Source organism: Aquipseudomonas guryensis, from assembly GCF_014164785.1.
Lineage (GTDB): Bacteria > Pseudomonadota > Gammaproteobacteria > Pseudomonadales > Pseudomonadaceae > Aquipseudomonas > Aquipseudomonas guryensis.
The window spans coordinates 60,341-74,216 of the sequence record NZ_JACJFN010000001.1 but is presented as its reverse complement, the minus strand read 5'-3'; the positions used below and the strand labels follow the sequence as shown (position 1 = coordinate 74,216).

Genomic DNA, 13,876 nt, shown 5'->3' with positions numbered 1-13,876 from the left:
CTTAAGTACCGGGCTACTATTTGGGAAATTTTGTCTTGTGATAAGTTGAATTCAGCAAGTGAATATATTGACCTTCGACCTCAACCTGCTGCGCGTGCTCGATGCGCTGCTGCGTGAACGCAACGTGTCGCGCGCCGCCGAGCGCCTGTCGCTCAGCCAGCCGGCGGTGAGCAATGCGCTCAATCGCCTGCGCGACCTGCTCGACGACCCGCTGCTGGTGCGCGTTGGCCGGGCCATGCAGCCGACGCCGCGGGCCCTGACGCTGGAAGGGCCGATCCGTGATGCCCTGCAGCGCATCGAGCAGAGTCTCGGCGAGGGCGCGCCCTTCGACCCGGCCAGCAGCCGTCAGCGCTTTCGCATCGCGGTCACCGACTATGTCGAGCTGATCCTTATGCCGCGCCTGCTCAAGCTGTTGGCCGAGCGTGCGCCGGGGCTGCGCATCGATATCCAGCACCTGTCGCCCAGCCTGCCGGGCGAGGCGCTGGAGAAGGGCGAGCTGGATCTGGTGCTGGGCCGCTTCGAGCAGGTGCCGGTGCGCTTTCAGCGCCAGCAGTGGGTCAGCGAGACCCTGCAGCTGGTGGCCCATCGCGAGCACCCGCAGCTGGCGGCGGGTCTCGATCTCGATGGTTTCCTCAAACTGCGCCACCTGTGGGTGCATGGCGGACAGACCCGCGGCATGGTCGAGCAGTGGCTGGGTGAGCGCGGGCTGAGCCGCGAGATCGTCTACACCACGCCCAACTATCTGCAGGCCGCGCACATCGTTGCCAGCAGCGAACTGGTGGCCGTGCTGCCGGTGCGCCTGGCGCGCTACTTCGCCCAACTGCTGCCGTTGCAGTTGCACGAGTTGCCCTTTGACCTCGGGCCCTTCCACCTGGATATCGTCAGCCTTGGCCTGCGCCAGCGCGATGCGGCGTTGCAGTGGCTGATCGAGCGCATCCTGGAGCTGGGGCGGGACTAGCAGGCCGTGCACGCATCGGCTGGGTCTACGGATTTTTGCCTAGTCCGCTGCGCGGCGGATCTAAGGTTTTCCCTGATGGAGGCCGCTGCGCCGTGGCCGATAGCCTGACTACAGCGGCGCGCTGAAGCCGCTCCCAGGGCACCGCAGAGTGCCTGGGCCACCGTCCGTGGGGCGGCTTTTCAATCCGGGAGAACCATCATGCTGAATCAACTGAGCGTGCGCAGCCGTCTGCTGGCACTGGCCCTGCTGCCCCTGGCCGTGCTGCTGGGGGTGATGCTGCTCGCGCTGAGCAACGCCGGGCGGATCAACCAGAGCTTCGAAGAGCTGTTCATCGACCGCATGCAGCCGATCAGCCAACTCAAGGAAGTCTCAGACGCCTACGCGGTGAGCATGGTCGACGCCCTGCACAAGCACCGCGCCGGCCTGCTCGACGAGAACGCCCTGCGCCAGACCTTCGGCGCCGCGCGCCAGCGTATCGACCAGGCCTGGGGTGCCTATACCGCGACCCGTCTCACTGCCGAGGAAGAGAGTCGGGTGGCCCGTACCCGGCCGCTGATGGCGGCGGCCGACCGTCTGGCCCAGGAGATGCTCGACGAGGCCAATGAGACCCTGCGCAACGAGGACACGGCCAGTTTCAATCAGCGCCTGTATGCCACCTTCGATCCGCTCAGCACCGAGCTGGATGGACTGGTGCGTCTGCAACTCAGCGAAGGCGACAAGCTGCATGATGCGGCCAGCGCCGAGTATCAGGGCATGCAGAACAGCTTCATCGCCATCGGTGTGGTGGCGCTGGTCGTCGTACTGGTGTTCGGCCTGCTGGTCAGCCGCTCGATCATCAACCCTCTGCAGGCCTTGTGCGAGCTGATCGGCCGGGTGCAGAGCAGTTCCGACCTGACCTTGCGCGCCGACAGCGCCGGCGAGGACGAGCTGGCGCGCACGGCCTGCGCGTTCAACGCCATGCTCGAACACTTCCAGCAGTTGATTCGTCACCTCGGCGACTCGTCCATTCAGCTGGCCGCCGCCTCCGAGGAAATGAGCGCGATCAGTGCCCAGGTCAGCGACGCCGCTTCCGGCCAGGGCGAGCAGACCACCATGGTCGCCACCGCCGTACACCAGATGAGCGCGGCGATTCAGGAGGTGGCGCAGAACGCCCTGGGCATGTCGCACATGGCCGGTGACGCGCGTCGCGAAGCGCACCAGGGCACGGCGCTGGTGCAGGCCAACCTGCAGTCGATCGAGCGCCTGTCGCAGTCGGTGCAGGAGGGCGCCGCAGTGATCAACCGCCTGCACAGCCAGAGCGACGAGATCGGCAGCGTGCTGGGGGTGATCCGCAGCATCGCCGAACAGACCAACCTGCTGGCGCTCAACGCCGCCATCGAGGCGGCGCGGGCCGGTGAGGCGGGCCGTGGTTTCGCCGTGGTGGCCGACGAGGTGCGCAGCCTGGCGAGCAATACGCAGAAGGCTACCGAGTCGATTCGCAGCATGATCGATGCCCTGCAGGACGGCGCGCGTCAGGCAGTGGCGGCCATGCAGCAGTCCCGTGAGCAGGCCGAAGCCAGCGTCAGCCATGCCCGCGAGTCCGGCGAGGTGCTGGCGCATATCGCCAATGCGATCGACGGCATCGCCGATGGCAACGTGCAGATTTCCACTGCCACCGAGGAGCAGACCGCCGTGGCCAACGAGATCAGCCAGAACATCACCCAGCTCAACGACAGCATCCAGGAAGTGGTCAGCGGCGCCCAGCAGAGCGCCATCGCCAGCCGCGACCTGGCCCAGTTGGCCAGCGGCCAGCAACAGCAGGTGGAGCGCTTCCGCGCCTGAGCAACAAGAGATTTAGCGGGTGCCATAGCGCTATGGCGAGCCGGTGCGGGGTGTACTCGCGGTCACCTGCTCACGGCAGCGGGTGAGTAGGCCTTGCCGGGGGCTGTACGCTGCTAGCGCCTAGCCGTGGCAGCGCAAGGCTTGCGTTCGCCTTAGTCCAGGCTGGCCAGTACCAGGCGATCACGGCCTTCGGCCTTGGCCAGGTACAGCGCATCGTCGACGCGTTTGAAGAAGGTTTCGGCATTGCCGTCGCGTCGCGCGTCAAAGCTGCCGACGCCGAGGCTGGCGGTCATCGGCAGGATTTGCCCCTGGATTTCCAGGCCCCGGCTGGTCAGGTCGCGGCGGAATTCCTCGGCCAGCTCGCGGGCCTGCTCCAGCGGGGTGTTCATCATCAATACGCCGAACTCCTCGCCGCCCAGGCGCAGCAGGGCATCGCTGTCGCGGCGGAACACGTTGCGCATGCGTTCGGCGAAGGCATACAGGCACTGATCGCCAGTGCTGTGACCATATTCATCGTTGATGCGCTTGAAGAAGTCGATATCCAGCAACACCAGTGACAGTTGCCCACCCTGGCGCTGCACGTTGGCCACCAGGGCCGGGAACAGGCTGTTGAACTGCAGGCGATTGCCCAGCTGGGTCAGGCTGTCGGTACGGCTGAGTCGGTCGTAGCGCTCGCGCTGGTCGATCAGCTGCTGCTCCATGGTCAGGGTATTGCGGTATTCGCGGTGGCTGCGGTTGAGTGCCAGCAGCAGGTAGCTGAGGTAGAACGCCAGTGTGATCAACAGCGCTTGCTGTTCTTCCCGTTGCGTTAGCAGTACCCCCAGCCCCGGCAGATAGAGGAAGAGGATGGCCACCACGCAGCGCACTTTGCGCATGGCGAAGTTGAAGGCCATGGCCGTGCTAAAAGCGATGGTGCTGAGTGTGGCAATCAGGCGCGAGGGCTCGAACCGGGTATCGACCAGCACCCAGGCATGGACAAGACCCCAGCCCAGAGCAGTCAGGTAAATCAGGTACCAGTGGCGGTCAATCCACAGTTGCAGGCAGCCACCGCTGGTTTGTGCTGGCGGCCGATGCAGTAGACGCAGTGCCAGCATCAGGGCGAAAAAAGCTGAGGCGAGCAGGCCACTGCCAAGCATGCTTGCGGGAACGCTACAGAACAGCCAGGTCAGCAGCCAGGCCAGCAGGTAATAGATACCACCAAGCCGGGTGCGTACACGGGTGTCCTGTACTTCACGCCAGAGGGCGAAATTCTGCGGTTGGCTGGGCAGTTCAGAGTCGGTCATGTGCTGTGATCACAAATACGGCCTGCGCAAGCATAGCCACAGGTCGTTGCTCATTGCTACCAGATTGCCAGTACGAGCTTGCCTAACCCGCTTAGTGGTTTGCCTGGGCTCAAGGTGGGGCCCGTGGAGCTGGGGACTGGGGGATAACGCTCAGCCGCGACGGATTAGCCAGATACCCGCGATGATCAGTGCCAGGCCGGCGGCCTTGCCCAGGGTGATCGGTGCTTCGCGAAAGCCGGCCCAGCCGTTGTGATCAAGCAGCAGGGCCATGCCCAACTGCCCCGCCAAGACCAGTGCCATGAACAGCAGGGCGCCGATACGCGGCCCGGCAAAGGCGGCTGTGGCGATAAAGAAAGCGCCGAGCAAACCACCGCTCCAGTGCCACCAGCTCAAGCCCTTGAAGGCATTGAGGCCGGCGATGTCACGCTGGGCCAGGACGATGATCAGCAGCGCGAGGGTCCCCACCAGGAATGACACCAGGGCGGCGGCCATAAAGCTGGATAGATGCTTGGCCAACTGACCATTGATACCGGCCTGCAGTGGCAGGAAGGCCCCAGCAATAAGGGGCAGGACGAGTAGCCACCAGTTAGGCATGGCGATCTCCGAGCAGCAAAGGGCTGGGCATTATGCGCTTAGCTGTCATGTTGGTCAGCTTTTGCGGTTTATTGGTTGGCCAGCGGAGCGCGTTCAGGCCGTCAGGGTTTTGCCACCTTCGCGAGCCAGGCCAGTGGAGTGCGGACCCTAACCCCTAGGGTGGATGACGCTTTTTTCATCCTCCATGGAGCCACTCGGTGGATCGATGGAGCGCGATCCACCCTACGAAAAGCCATAGTTCAGGGTGACAGGGTTTTGCAGAACTGCACCAGCGCGACCCGCTCCCCCTGCTTGTTCTGCCGCTCGACCAGGCCACTGAGGGCATAGCCCAGGCGCGCATACAGCAGCAGCCCGGCGGCATTCTGGTTGAAGCACGAGGCATGTAGCTCGCGGGCCTGGAAGTCGCGGGCGGCGAGGCGTTCCATCACGCCGACAAGGTACTGCGCCACGCCCTGGCCGCGCGCCCAGGGGGCGATCATCAGGTTGCCGAGGGCACAGAACTCGCCGCGCTGGCTCTGGTAGAAGTTGGCGAAGCCGGCCGGGCGGCCGTCAAGCAGGGCCAGGGTGTTGCCCTGGCGGCTGGTGAAGGCCTCGCTCAGCTGGGCGAGGGTCAGCGGCCAACTGGCGCGGGGGAAGGCGAAGTACAGTTCCTCGGCGTTGTGCACGAAGCCGAGCACCGCACTGAGGTCGTCAGCGTGGGCCGGGCGATGGCTGAGCAGGCAGTCATTCATTGCGGCGGGTACTGGCTGAGGACCTGGCCGACGGTTTCGCGGATGGCCGCTTCGCGCTCTGCCGGGGTGGGCGGCGAGCGGCGCATGACCTGTTCGGCGCTGCCACGCCAGACCAGCTTGCCGTCCTTACCATCGAAGAGGTCGACCTGCAGGGTCGCCACCTTGTAGTCGACCGTGCGGGTTTCGGTCTGGATCGGTCCGCCCCAGTAACCGCCCCAGGCGCCACCCCAGTAACCGGTGGAATAGTGCGTGCTGACCTGGTCCTGGCGCGGTTCGACGATCAGCCAGACCTGCACTTTGAGGTCGGCCACGCTGCCCGCTGGCGCCGGACGCAGGCCGCGTTGGTCGAGTTGCTGGCTGACGGCCTCGCGGATGCGCTGCTCGGTAAGGTCGCTCTTGACCCGGGGATCGTCCGGACGGTACTGCAGCGCCGGCTCTTGCCAGCTCCAGCTGCGGTAACCGGCGAAATCGCGACTGGCATCGTAATCACGCTCCACCTGCACGGTCTGGCAGGCCGCCAGCAACAGCAGGATGGGTATCAGCAACAGGCGCGGCAGCATGGGCAAACCTCCGGGATAGAGCCTCTATCGAAGCGCACGCCGCGCGCTTCGGCAAGCCCTGTTTCAGTTCGGTGGATAACTGCCCAGGGCGTCGGCGATGGCGCGGCGCAGGGCATCGGCGCGGTCGCTCTGGCTGCCCTGGCTGGGCGCTTCGGCATTACCGCTCCAGACCGGCTGGCCGCTCTGCCCGTCGAACAGGTCGATGCGCACCACCGCCACTTCCACCTCGTAGTTGCGCACCATGGGCACGCTGCCGTACATGCCGTAGTGGTCGCCATAGGGGCCGTGGCCGTAATAGCTGCCGTAGTCTTCGCGCACCTGGTATTGGCGGCGCTCCAGCTGCAAGGACGCGCTGACCAGCAGATCGCCAGCGCCACTGCTCGGGCGCAGGCCGCGCTGGTCGAGGCCATTGCTCAGCGCCTCGGCGAGCAGCGTACCATCGGCCCAGGCACTGCCGCTCGGCAGCTGGCCATCGAGCCAGCTCCAGTTGCGGTAACGACCATAGTCACGCGGGGAGGCCGGGTAGGCGCTGCGGTCGAAATGGTTGGCCGCTTCTGCAGGTGCCGGCGGCAGCGGGCGTGAGTCGGCCACATAGGGGTTGGGGCTCTGGCAGGCCGTCAACAGGGCGAATGCAATGGGGTAGATAAGGGCTTTCATGCGTGTCTCCTGGAGCCCGTTTTAGCTACAGCGGCCGGCAGATCCAGTGCAGATAACGCCCCAGGCCGGCGAAGGTCGGGTGGCGGCGATGCTCCAGCTCCATGGCCAGCAGATCGGCCAGTTCCGCCTTGGCCTGGAAGGCGCTGGGCATGTAGTCATGGAACACGCGCACACCGCTCTGGCTTTCGACCGTCCAGTGCTCGGCGAGTTGCGCCGCCAGCTCGCGAGGGTCGAGCGGGCGCTGCGGTGTCAGGCTCTGCTTCTCGCCGGCGAATTGCGCCTTGCGCAGCTTGCGGAAATGTCCCTTGAGCAGGTTGCGGTAGATCAGCGCGTCCTTGTTGTAGAAGGCCAGCGACAGCCAGCCGCCGGGCGCGGTGAGCTGGTGCAGCACCGGCAGAATGGCGTGCGGTTCGGCCAGCCATTCCAGCACAGCATGGCAGAGCACCAGGTCAAAGGGCTGGTTGAACTGGCCGAGCAGCTCCTGCCAGGGCGCCTGGATAAAGGTTGCCTCTACTCCAGCTTCGGCAAAGCGCTGGCGTGCGCCGTCGAGCATCGGCGCGGCCGGTTCGGCGAGGGTCACTGTATGGCCGCGCTGGGCCAGCCATAGCGACATGTGACCGAGCCCGGCGCCGATATCCAGCACGCGCAGCGGGCGCTCCGGCAGGGCTTCCTTGAGGTCGGCCTGGAGCACGGCCAGGCGGATCGCGCCCTTGGCGCCACCATAGATCTTCTCGGCGAAGCGCGTGGCCAGCTCATCGAAGTGACGATCAGTCATGGCTGGAAGCGCCTTTCGTTGTCGGCCAGTTTGGCTCGCACCACCTGTTCCATGTCGATGCCCAGCTCGCTGCACAGCAGCAGGAGATACAGAACGATATCGCCGACTTCCTGGCCAGCATGCGCCAGCTGTTCGGCCGGCAATTGGCGCGACTGCTTTTCGCTGAGCCACTGGAAGATTTCCACCAGTTCGGCCATTTCCACGCTGGCGGCCATGGCCAGGTTCTTCGGACTGTGGAAGGGGCGCCAGGCATTGCGATCACGGATCGCGTGCAGGCGTTGGGTGAGTTCGGCGAGGTTCATGGTGCGGCTCCGTTCAGGCCGCATAGCTTCGGCCTGAAGCGCCCATACCGCAAGCGCGGCAGCTCAGGGTTCCAAGGGTGCGCCTTCCTGCTGCAACAGGGTTGCCTTGCGCTGCACGCCCCAGCGATAACCGGTGAGGCTGCCACTGGCACCGATCACCCGGTGGCAGGGCACCAACAGGCCCAGCGGGTTGCTGGCGCAGGCGCGGGCCACGGCGCGGGCGTGGCTGCCGAGCTGCTCGGCCAGTTCACCGTAGCGCCGCGTCTGCCCCGGTGGAATGTCGCACAGGGCCTGCCACACCTGCTGTTGGAAGGCGGTGCCGCGCAGGTCCAGCGGCAGGCGGGCGGCGTGCTTCGGTTCGATGATCTGGCCGATCACCTCTTGCAGCCAGCCGTGCAAACCTTGCTGGTCGCGCTGCAGTTCGGCGGCGGCGAAGCGCTCGCCCAGCTCGCGGCACAGACTGGCTTCGTCGTCGCCGAACAGCAGGGCGCAGGCGCCTTTGTCACTGGCGGCAAGCAGCAGCAGGCCGAGCGGGCAGGCGGCGATGGCGTAGCGCAGGGTTTCCCCGGCGCCCTTGTGCCGCCGCTGTGCCGGGCTGAGGGCGCCGGCCTGGGCATAGAGGGCGCGGGTGCCGGGATAGCCGGCGTCCAGTGCGGCCTGCAGCACCGTATCGGCCTGGGCCAGGTTGGCGTCCAGACGCTGACGCCGGTAGGCGCCAAGCCAGGCTCTGGGCGTGAGGCCGGTGCGGGCCTTGAAGGCGCGGCTCAGGTGTGAGGCGGAGAGGCCGATGCGTGCAGCCAGTTGCTCGAGAGTGGGCGCCGGCTCGCTGTGTTGCAGCAATTGGCAGGCCGCGATTACCAACGCGTCGAGCTGTTCGGCCGGACTCTTACCCTGTGGCGAACAGCGCTTGCAGGGGCGAAATCCGGCCGCTTCGGCGGCGCCGGGGGCGGCATGGAAGCTGACGTTGGCGCGCTTCGGCCGGCGCGCCGGGCAGCTGGGCCGGCAGTAGATGCCGGTGCTGTGCACGGCGAAGACGAACTGGCCATCGCGCCCGGCATCCCGAGCGCAGACGGCTTGCCAGCAAAGGTCGGCATCGAGCATGGCATGGTCCTCAATAAGCATGGGCTGATTGTCGGCCTGTCGATGCAGGCTGCCAATGCACATCTGACTTTCAAACTGACTCCGTCGCGGCCGTGAACGAAACGGGAACAGCCCCTAAGCTGAAGGCGAGTCGATTATGCGCAAGGAAGTTGCCCATGCTGCGTCTGTGGTTGCTGCTGTTGTGTCTGCTGCCCCTGACGGCGCCGGCAGCTTTGTCCTTGAGCGAAGAGCAGCAGGCCTGGCTGCGCGAGCACCCGAGTATCCGCGTCGGCATCGAGCGGGCGGGCTGGGCGCCCTTCGATGTGCTGGACAAGCAAGGTCGGCATAGCGGCCTCAGTGGCGATTATCTGCAACTGCTCGGCCAGCGCCTGGGCGTGCGTTTCGAGCCGGTGCTGCTGGATGACTGGGAGGCAGCGCTCAAGGCGCTGCGCAGCGGCCAGGTGGATGTCTTGCCGTCGGTGGCCAAGACCGCCGAGCGCTCGGCCTTCATGGCCTTCAGCGAACCCTACCTGACCAGCAGCAGCCTGATTTTTACCCGTCGCGACCAGAAGGTGCAGCGCATTGGCGACCTGGCCGGGCTGCTGGTCGCCATCGAGCGTGGCTATGCCCTGCAACAGGCGCTGCGCGAGCGCGTGGCCGATGTGCGCCTGCTCGAAGTCAAGGACAGCGCAGCGGCCCTGCGTGCGGTGTCGTCCGGCAGCGCCGATGCCTATGTCGGTGACATGATCGTCGCCAGCTACCTGATCCGCGAACTCAACTTGACCAACCTGGAGCTGCGCGGCGAGACCGGGCTATCCACCAGCGAATTCCGTTTCGCCGTGCGCCAGGACTGGCCGCAGCTGGTCGACCTGCTCAATCAGGCGCTGGAACAGGTCAGTCACGAGGAGCGCGAGGCGATCAAGGAACGCTGGTTGCCGCCGCTCAGCGTGTTCAACTGGCGGCGCCTGCTGCAGGTCGGTTGGCCCTATCTGCTCGGCCTGCTGGGCCTGATCACCTTCGTGCTGCTGTGGAACCGTCGCCTGTCGGTGCAGATCATCGAGCGCCAGCGCGCCGAGGCCGAGGCCCAGCGCCAGCGCAGCACCCTGCTGGCGCTGATCAACGCGATTCCCGATCCGATCTGGTTCAAGGATGCCGAGGGCCGCTACCTGGGCATCAACCAGGCCTGCGCCGAACTGTTCGGCCGCAGCCGTGAGGAGGTGCAAGGCAAGCGTGACGAAGACCTGCTGCACCCCGACTGGGCTGCGATTCGTACCGAGCATGACCTCACCGCGCTGAACTGGACCGGCCCCTATGAGAGCGAAGGCTGGGCGCTGTACCCGGATGGCCGGCGCGTGGTGTTCGATACCCTGCGCAGCACTTTTTATGACGACCGCGGCCTGCTGCTCGGTCTGGTTGGCGTCAGCCGCGACATCACCGTGCGCAAGCAGACCGAGGCCGAACTGGCCAAGGCCAAGGAGCTGGCCGAGGAGGCGGCGCGGCTGAAGTCGGACTTCCTGGCCAACATGAGCCATGAGATCCGCACGCCGATGAACGCCATCATCGGCATGTCGCACCTGGCCCTGAAGACCGACCTCAACCCGCGCCAGCGCGATTACCTGGGCAAGATCCAGCAGGCCGGCCAGCACCTGCTGGGGATCATCAACGACATCCTCGACTTCTCCAAGATCGAGGCTGGCAAGCTGAGCATCGAGCACATCGACTTCGACCTGCAGCAGGTGCTGGAGAACCTCGCCAGCCTGATCGGCGACAAGGTGGCCAGCAAGGGCCTGGAGTTGGTGTTCAACCTTGATCCCGAGCTGCCCAAGCAACTGATCGGCGACCCGCTGCGCCTGGGACAGATCCTGATCAACTACAGCAATAACGCGGTGAAATTCACCGAGCAGGGCGAAGTCGAGGTGATCTTGCGCGCCGAACAGCGCACGGCCGAGCAGGTGCAGTTGTACCTCGGTGTGCGTGATACCGGCATCGGCCTGACCCATGAGCAAATGGGTAGGCTGTTCGAATCGTTCCAGCAGGCCGACACCTCGACCACGCGTAAGTACGGTGGCACCGGGCTCGGCCTGGCCATCTGCAAGAGCCTGGCTGAAGCCATGGGCGGCACGGTCGGGGTGGAGAGCGAGCCGGGGCGTGGCAGTCTGTTCTGGTGCCGGATTCCGCTGGGCATCGCCGGGCAGCAAGGTCAACGCCTGCTGCCCCAGGCCGATCTGCGCGGGCGTCGGGTGCTGGTGGTGGACGACAACGACAGCGCCCGTCAGGTGCTGCATGACCTGCTGGAGGGCATGAGTTTTCGCGTCGAAGCGGTCGACTCCGGTAAGGCGGCGCTGCAGCGGGTGCAGCTAGGCGCACAGCAGGGACAGCCGTTCGAGCTGGTGCTGCTGGACTGGCAGATGCCCGCCATGGACGGTATCGAGACGGCCCGGCGTTTGCTCGACCTGGGGCTGCAGCCGGCGCCACACCTATTGATGGTTACCGCCCATGGCCGTGAGGAAGTATTGCAGGGCGCGTACAAAGTCGGGGTCGAGGATGTGCTGCTCAAACCGCTGAATCCCTCGCAGCTATTCGATGCGGTGATCCGCAGTCTGGGTGGCGAGGGTGCCAGCGCAGACTACGGGCGTTTGCTGGTGGGTGAGCAGGTGCCCAACTTTGCCGGCCAGCGCGTGCTGCTGGTGGAGGACAACGAGCTGAATCGCGAAGTCGCCTGTGGCCTGTTGCAGGAGAGTGGCCTACAGATCGATCAGGCCGAGCATGGCGGCATCGCCCTCGAGCTGCTGCACGCCAGCGCCGACGGCCACTACGCCCTGGTGCTGATGGACATGCAGATGCCGGTGCTGGATGGCATTGCCTGTACCGAGGCGATCCGCCGCGAGCCGCGCTTCGCCACGCTGCCGATCGTGGCCATGACCGCCAACGCCATGCCCGCCGACCGCGAACGCTGCCTGGCCGCCGGGATGAATGATCACCTGGGTAAACCCATCGATCCCGGCGAGCTGTGGCAGACCCTCGGGCGGTGGCTCTCGGCCAGCGCGGCACAACCTGTACAGGTGCTTGCCGGCGGGACGCAGGATGAACCGCTGCCAGCCTGGGACTTGCCGGGAGTGGATGTGGCCAGCGGCCTGCGCCGGGTCTTGGGCAAGCCGCAGCTGTACCAGCGCCTGCTCGGCAAGTTCGCCGCCAGCCAGCAGGACTTCCCCGCCCAGCTGCGTACCGCGCTGGCCGCTGGCGAGAGCGAGGCGGCCGAGCGCCTGGCGCATAGCCTCAAGGGCCTGGCCGGCAACCTCGGTGCCACGGATCTGGCGGCCCAGGCCGCAGCCCTGGAAAGCGCGGTCAAGGATGCCCGGCATGCCGAGCTGGAAAGCCTGCTGGTCGAGCTGGAACAGGGGTTGCAGGCGTTAGTGGCAGCCATTCAAGCCCTGTGTCCGCCACCGGTTGCGGAAAGCGCCGAGCAGGTCGACGAGACGCAACTGCTGCCACTCTGCCGGCAATTGCAGCGACTGTTCGCTGACGATGACCCGCGCGCCGGAAAAGTCTTCGAGGAACAGGCCGAACTGCTGCGCAGCGCCTTTAATAGTGAGTATGTGGCGTTGGCTGCCGCGGTACGTGGCTATGACTTCGAACAGGCGCTGAGCCTGCTGCAACAGGCAGCAGGCCGGCGGCAACTGATGCTTTGAGTGGGGTGGTGAATGAACGACATGCTCGACCGGTCCGATCAGCCGCTGGTGCTGGTGGTGGATGACACCCCGGAGAACCTCGAACTGATGAGCGAGTTGCTGCTCGGCAGCTACCGGGTCAAGGTCGCCAGCAATGGCGCCAAGGCCCTGCGCATTGCTGCTGGTGAGCCGCAGCCTGACCTGATCCTGCTCGACATCATGATGCCGGAGATGGATGGCTACGAAGTCTGCCAACGGCTCAAGGCCGATCCGGCTACCGCCGAAATCCCGGTGGTGTTCCTCACCGCCAAGACCGAGCAGGCCGACGAGCAGCACGGCTTCGACCTGGGCGCGGTGGATTACATCACCAAGCCGATCAGCCCGCCGATCGTCCTCGCCCGTGTGCAGGCGCAGTTGCAGCTCAAGGCCAGCGCCGACTTTCTGCGCGACAAGAGTGAGTACCTGGAGCTGGAAGTACGCCGGCGCACCCGCGACATGCAGCGTCTGCAGGAAGTGACCATCGAGGCCATGGCCAACCTGGCGGCGATGCGCGATAACCCCTGTGGCAAGCACCTGGCACGGGTCGAACCGTACATGACCACCCTGGCCACGGCCCTGGCCCGCCAGCAGCCGCTACTGGCCGTGGAGCTGAGTGCCGAGCGGATTGTCCAGTTGGGCAAGGCGGCGTTGCTGCATGGCATCGGCAAGCTGGTGCTGCCGGACCGTATCCTGCTCAGCCCGGTGCCGTTGCAGGGCGCCGATCTGCAGCTGTTGCACCGGCATGCCGAGGCTGGGCGCGATGCCTTGCTGGCGGCCGAGTCGAAGCTGGGCGGCGTCACCGACTTCCTTCGCGATGCCCGCGATATTGTCTACAGCCAGCACGAACACTGGGATGGCAGCGGCTACCCGCAGGGGTTGCGCGGTGAGCAGATTCCCCTGGCAGCACGGCTGATGGCGCTGATCGGCTGTTATGAGGAGTTGACCAGTCATCATCTCTATCGGCGCTCGGTCAGTCATGCCGAGGCGCTGCAGCAGATCAGCGCGGCCAGCGGCACGCGCTTCGATCCTTCGGTGGTGCTGGCCTTTATCGAAGCGGCCGATGCTTTCGCCGAGATTGCCCTGCGCCTGGCCGACGATGCGGCGTCCATCCACTGCGAGTTGCAGCGGTTGGACGACTCGCTGGGGGAGACCATCGAACTGACTCTGCCGGCAAGCTGAGGATTGGCTCGGAAGCTCCCTTCTCCCACTTGTGGGAGAGGGGCCGGGGGAGAGGGTAGGGCCAGAGCGCAGAGGCAAAATCCCCTCTCCCCAGCACTCGGCTTTGGCTTCCTGCGTCGCTCTACCTCCTGCATCCATGCAGTCGTCTCCCGTGAACGGGAGAGGGGGCTAAAGCGCTCCGTGCTGGCGTCTAGCACAACCATGCCGTCGTCTCCCAAGCGTGGGGGAG

Annotated in this window: 12 protein-coding genes; 4 read left to right on the top strand and 8 right to left on the bottom strand. The window is 65.7% G+C overall.

Annotated elements, in window-relative coordinates; translation table 11 throughout:
* Nucleotides 1-58: 58 nt before the first annotated feature.
* Both H3H45_RS00325 and H3H45_RS00320 read left to right on the top strand, forming a co-directional pair.
* The gene (locus H3H45_RS00325) at nucleotides 59-958 is read left to right on the top strand and encodes a LysR family transcriptional regulator (RefSeq protein ID WP_182831797.1); all 900 of its coding nucleotides are present in this window, start codon (nucleotides 59-61) and stop codon (nucleotides 956-958) included.
* 198 nt (nucleotides 959-1,156) lie between these two features.
* A complete protein-coding gene (locus H3H45_RS00320) occupies nucleotides 1,157-2,779 on the top strand; it encodes a methyl-accepting chemotaxis protein (protein ID WP_182831796.1) in 1,623 nt (540 codons plus the stop codon).
* 152 nt (nucleotides 2,780-2,931) lie between these two features.
* Here H3H45_RS00320 and H3H45_RS00315 read toward each other — a convergent pair whose 3' ends face one another.
* From H3H45_RS00315 to ada, 8 genes are all read right to left on the bottom strand, one after another.
* The gene (locus H3H45_RS00315) at nucleotides 2,932-4,062 is read right to left on the bottom strand and encodes a GGDEF domain-containing protein (protein WP_182831795.1); all 1,131 of its coding nucleotides are present in this window, start codon (nucleotides 4,060-4,062) and stop codon (nucleotides 2,932-2,934) included.
* 150 nt (nucleotides 4,063-4,212) lie between these two features.
* Nucleotides 4,213-4,656 (bottom strand): DMT family transporter, encoded by a 444-nt coding sequence (locus H3H45_RS00310; protein WP_220494101.1) that lies wholly within the window; start codon nucleotides 4,654-4,656, stop codon nucleotides 4,213-4,215.
* Between the two features lie 239 nt (nucleotides 4,657-4,895).
* On the bottom strand, nucleotides 4,896-5,387 hold the full coding sequence (locus H3H45_RS00305) for a GNAT family N-acetyltransferase (RefSeq protein WP_182831794.1): 492 nt from the start codon (nucleotides 5,385-5,387) through the stop codon (nucleotides 4,896-4,898).
* Nucleotides 5,384-5,947, bottom strand: a complete 564-nt coding sequence (locus H3H45_RS00300; RefSeq protein ID WP_182831793.1) for a DUF4136 domain-containing protein — start codon at nucleotides 5,945-5,947, stop codon at nucleotides 5,384-5,386. The genes H3H45_RS00305 and H3H45_RS00300 overlap by 4 nt, the downstream gene beginning before the upstream one ends.
* Nucleotides 5,948-6,010: 63 nt before the next feature.
* Entirely contained in the window at nucleotides 6,011-6,604 is a 594-nt protein-coding gene (locus H3H45_RS00295; RefSeq protein WP_182831792.1) for a DUF4136 domain-containing protein, read from the bottom strand.
* Nucleotides 6,605-6,629: 25 nt separating this feature from the next.
* A complete protein-coding gene (locus H3H45_RS00290) occupies nucleotides 6,630-7,379 on the bottom strand; it encodes a methyltransferase domain-containing protein (RefSeq protein WP_182831791.1) in 750 nt (249 codons plus the stop codon).
* Nucleotides 7,376-7,681 (bottom strand): nucleotide pyrophosphohydrolase, encoded by a 306-nt coding sequence (locus H3H45_RS00285; RefSeq protein WP_182831790.1) that lies wholly within the window; start codon nucleotides 7,679-7,681, stop codon nucleotides 7,376-7,378. The genes H3H45_RS00290 and H3H45_RS00285 overlap by 4 nt, the downstream gene beginning before the upstream one ends.
* 63 nt (nucleotides 7,682-7,744) lie before the next feature.
* The gene (ada, locus tag H3H45_RS00280) at nucleotides 7,745-8,782 is read right to left on the bottom strand and encodes a bifunctional DNA-binding transcriptional regulator/O6-methylguanine-DNA methyltransferase Ada (protein WP_182831789.1); all 1,038 of its coding nucleotides are present in this window, start codon (nucleotides 8,780-8,782) and stop codon (nucleotides 7,745-7,747) included.
* Between the two features lie 155 nt (nucleotides 8,783-8,937).
* Here ada and H3H45_RS00275 point away from each other — a divergent pair, with 155 nt between their 5' ends.
* Together H3H45_RS00275 and H3H45_RS00270 are read left to right on the top strand one after the other, a co-directional pair.
* Entirely contained in the window at nucleotides 8,938-12,450 is a 3,513-nt protein-coding gene (locus tag H3H45_RS00275; RefSeq protein ID WP_182831788.1) for a response regulator, read from the top strand.
* 12 nt (nucleotides 12,451-12,462) lie between these two features.
* Nucleotides 12,463-13,647: a response regulator gene (locus tag H3H45_RS00270; protein ID WP_182831787.1), complete on the top strand. Its 1,185-nt coding sequence runs from the start codon at nucleotides 12,463-12,465 to the stop codon at nucleotides 13,645-13,647.
* The last annotated feature ends 229 nt before the right edge of the window (nucleotides 13,648-13,876 follow it).

Bases quoted from the DNA above. Each gene is read 5' to 3' on its own strand.
- H3H45_RS00320 (WP_182831796.1), top strand. From the start codon at position 1,157: ATGCTGAATCAACTGAGCGTGCGCAGCCGTCTGCTGGCACTGGCCCTG.
- H3H45_RS00315 (WP_182831795.1), bottom strand. From the start codon at position 4,062: ATGACCGACTCTGAACTGCCCAGCCAACCGCAGAATTTCGCCCTCTGG.
- H3H45_RS00310 (WP_220494101.1), bottom strand. From the start codon at position 4,656: ATGCCTAACTGGTGGCTACTCGTCCTGCCCCTTATTGCTGGGGCCTTC.
- H3H45_RS00305 (WP_182831794.1), bottom strand. From the start codon at position 5,387: ATGAATGACTGCCTGCTCAGCCATCGCCCGGCCCACGCTGACGACCTC.
- H3H45_RS00300 (WP_182831793.1), bottom strand. From the start codon at position 5,947: ATGCTGCCGCGCCTGTTGCTGATACCCATCCTGCTGTTGCTGGCGGCC.
- H3H45_RS00295 (WP_182831792.1), bottom strand. From the start codon at position 6,604: ATGAAAGCCCTTATCTACCCCATTGCATTCGCCCTGTTGACGGCCTGC.
- H3H45_RS00290 (WP_182831791.1), bottom strand. From the start codon at position 7,379: ATGACTGATCGTCACTTCGATGAGCTGGCCACGCGCTTCGCCGAGAAG.
- H3H45_RS00285 (WP_182831790.1), bottom strand. From the start codon at position 7,681: ATGAACCTCGCCGAACTCACCCAACGCCTGCACGCGATCCGTGATCGC.
- ada (WP_182831789.1), bottom strand. From the start codon at position 8,782: ATGCTCGATGCCGACCTTTGCTGGCAAGCCGTCTGCGCTCGGGATGCC.
- H3H45_RS00275 (WP_182831788.1), top strand. From the start codon at position 8,938: ATGCTGCGTCTGTGGTTGCTGCTGTTGTGTCTGCTGCCCCTGACGGCG.
- H3H45_RS00270 (WP_182831787.1), top strand. From the start codon at position 12,463: ATGAACGACATGCTCGACCGGTCCGATCAGCCGCTGGTGCTGGTGGTG.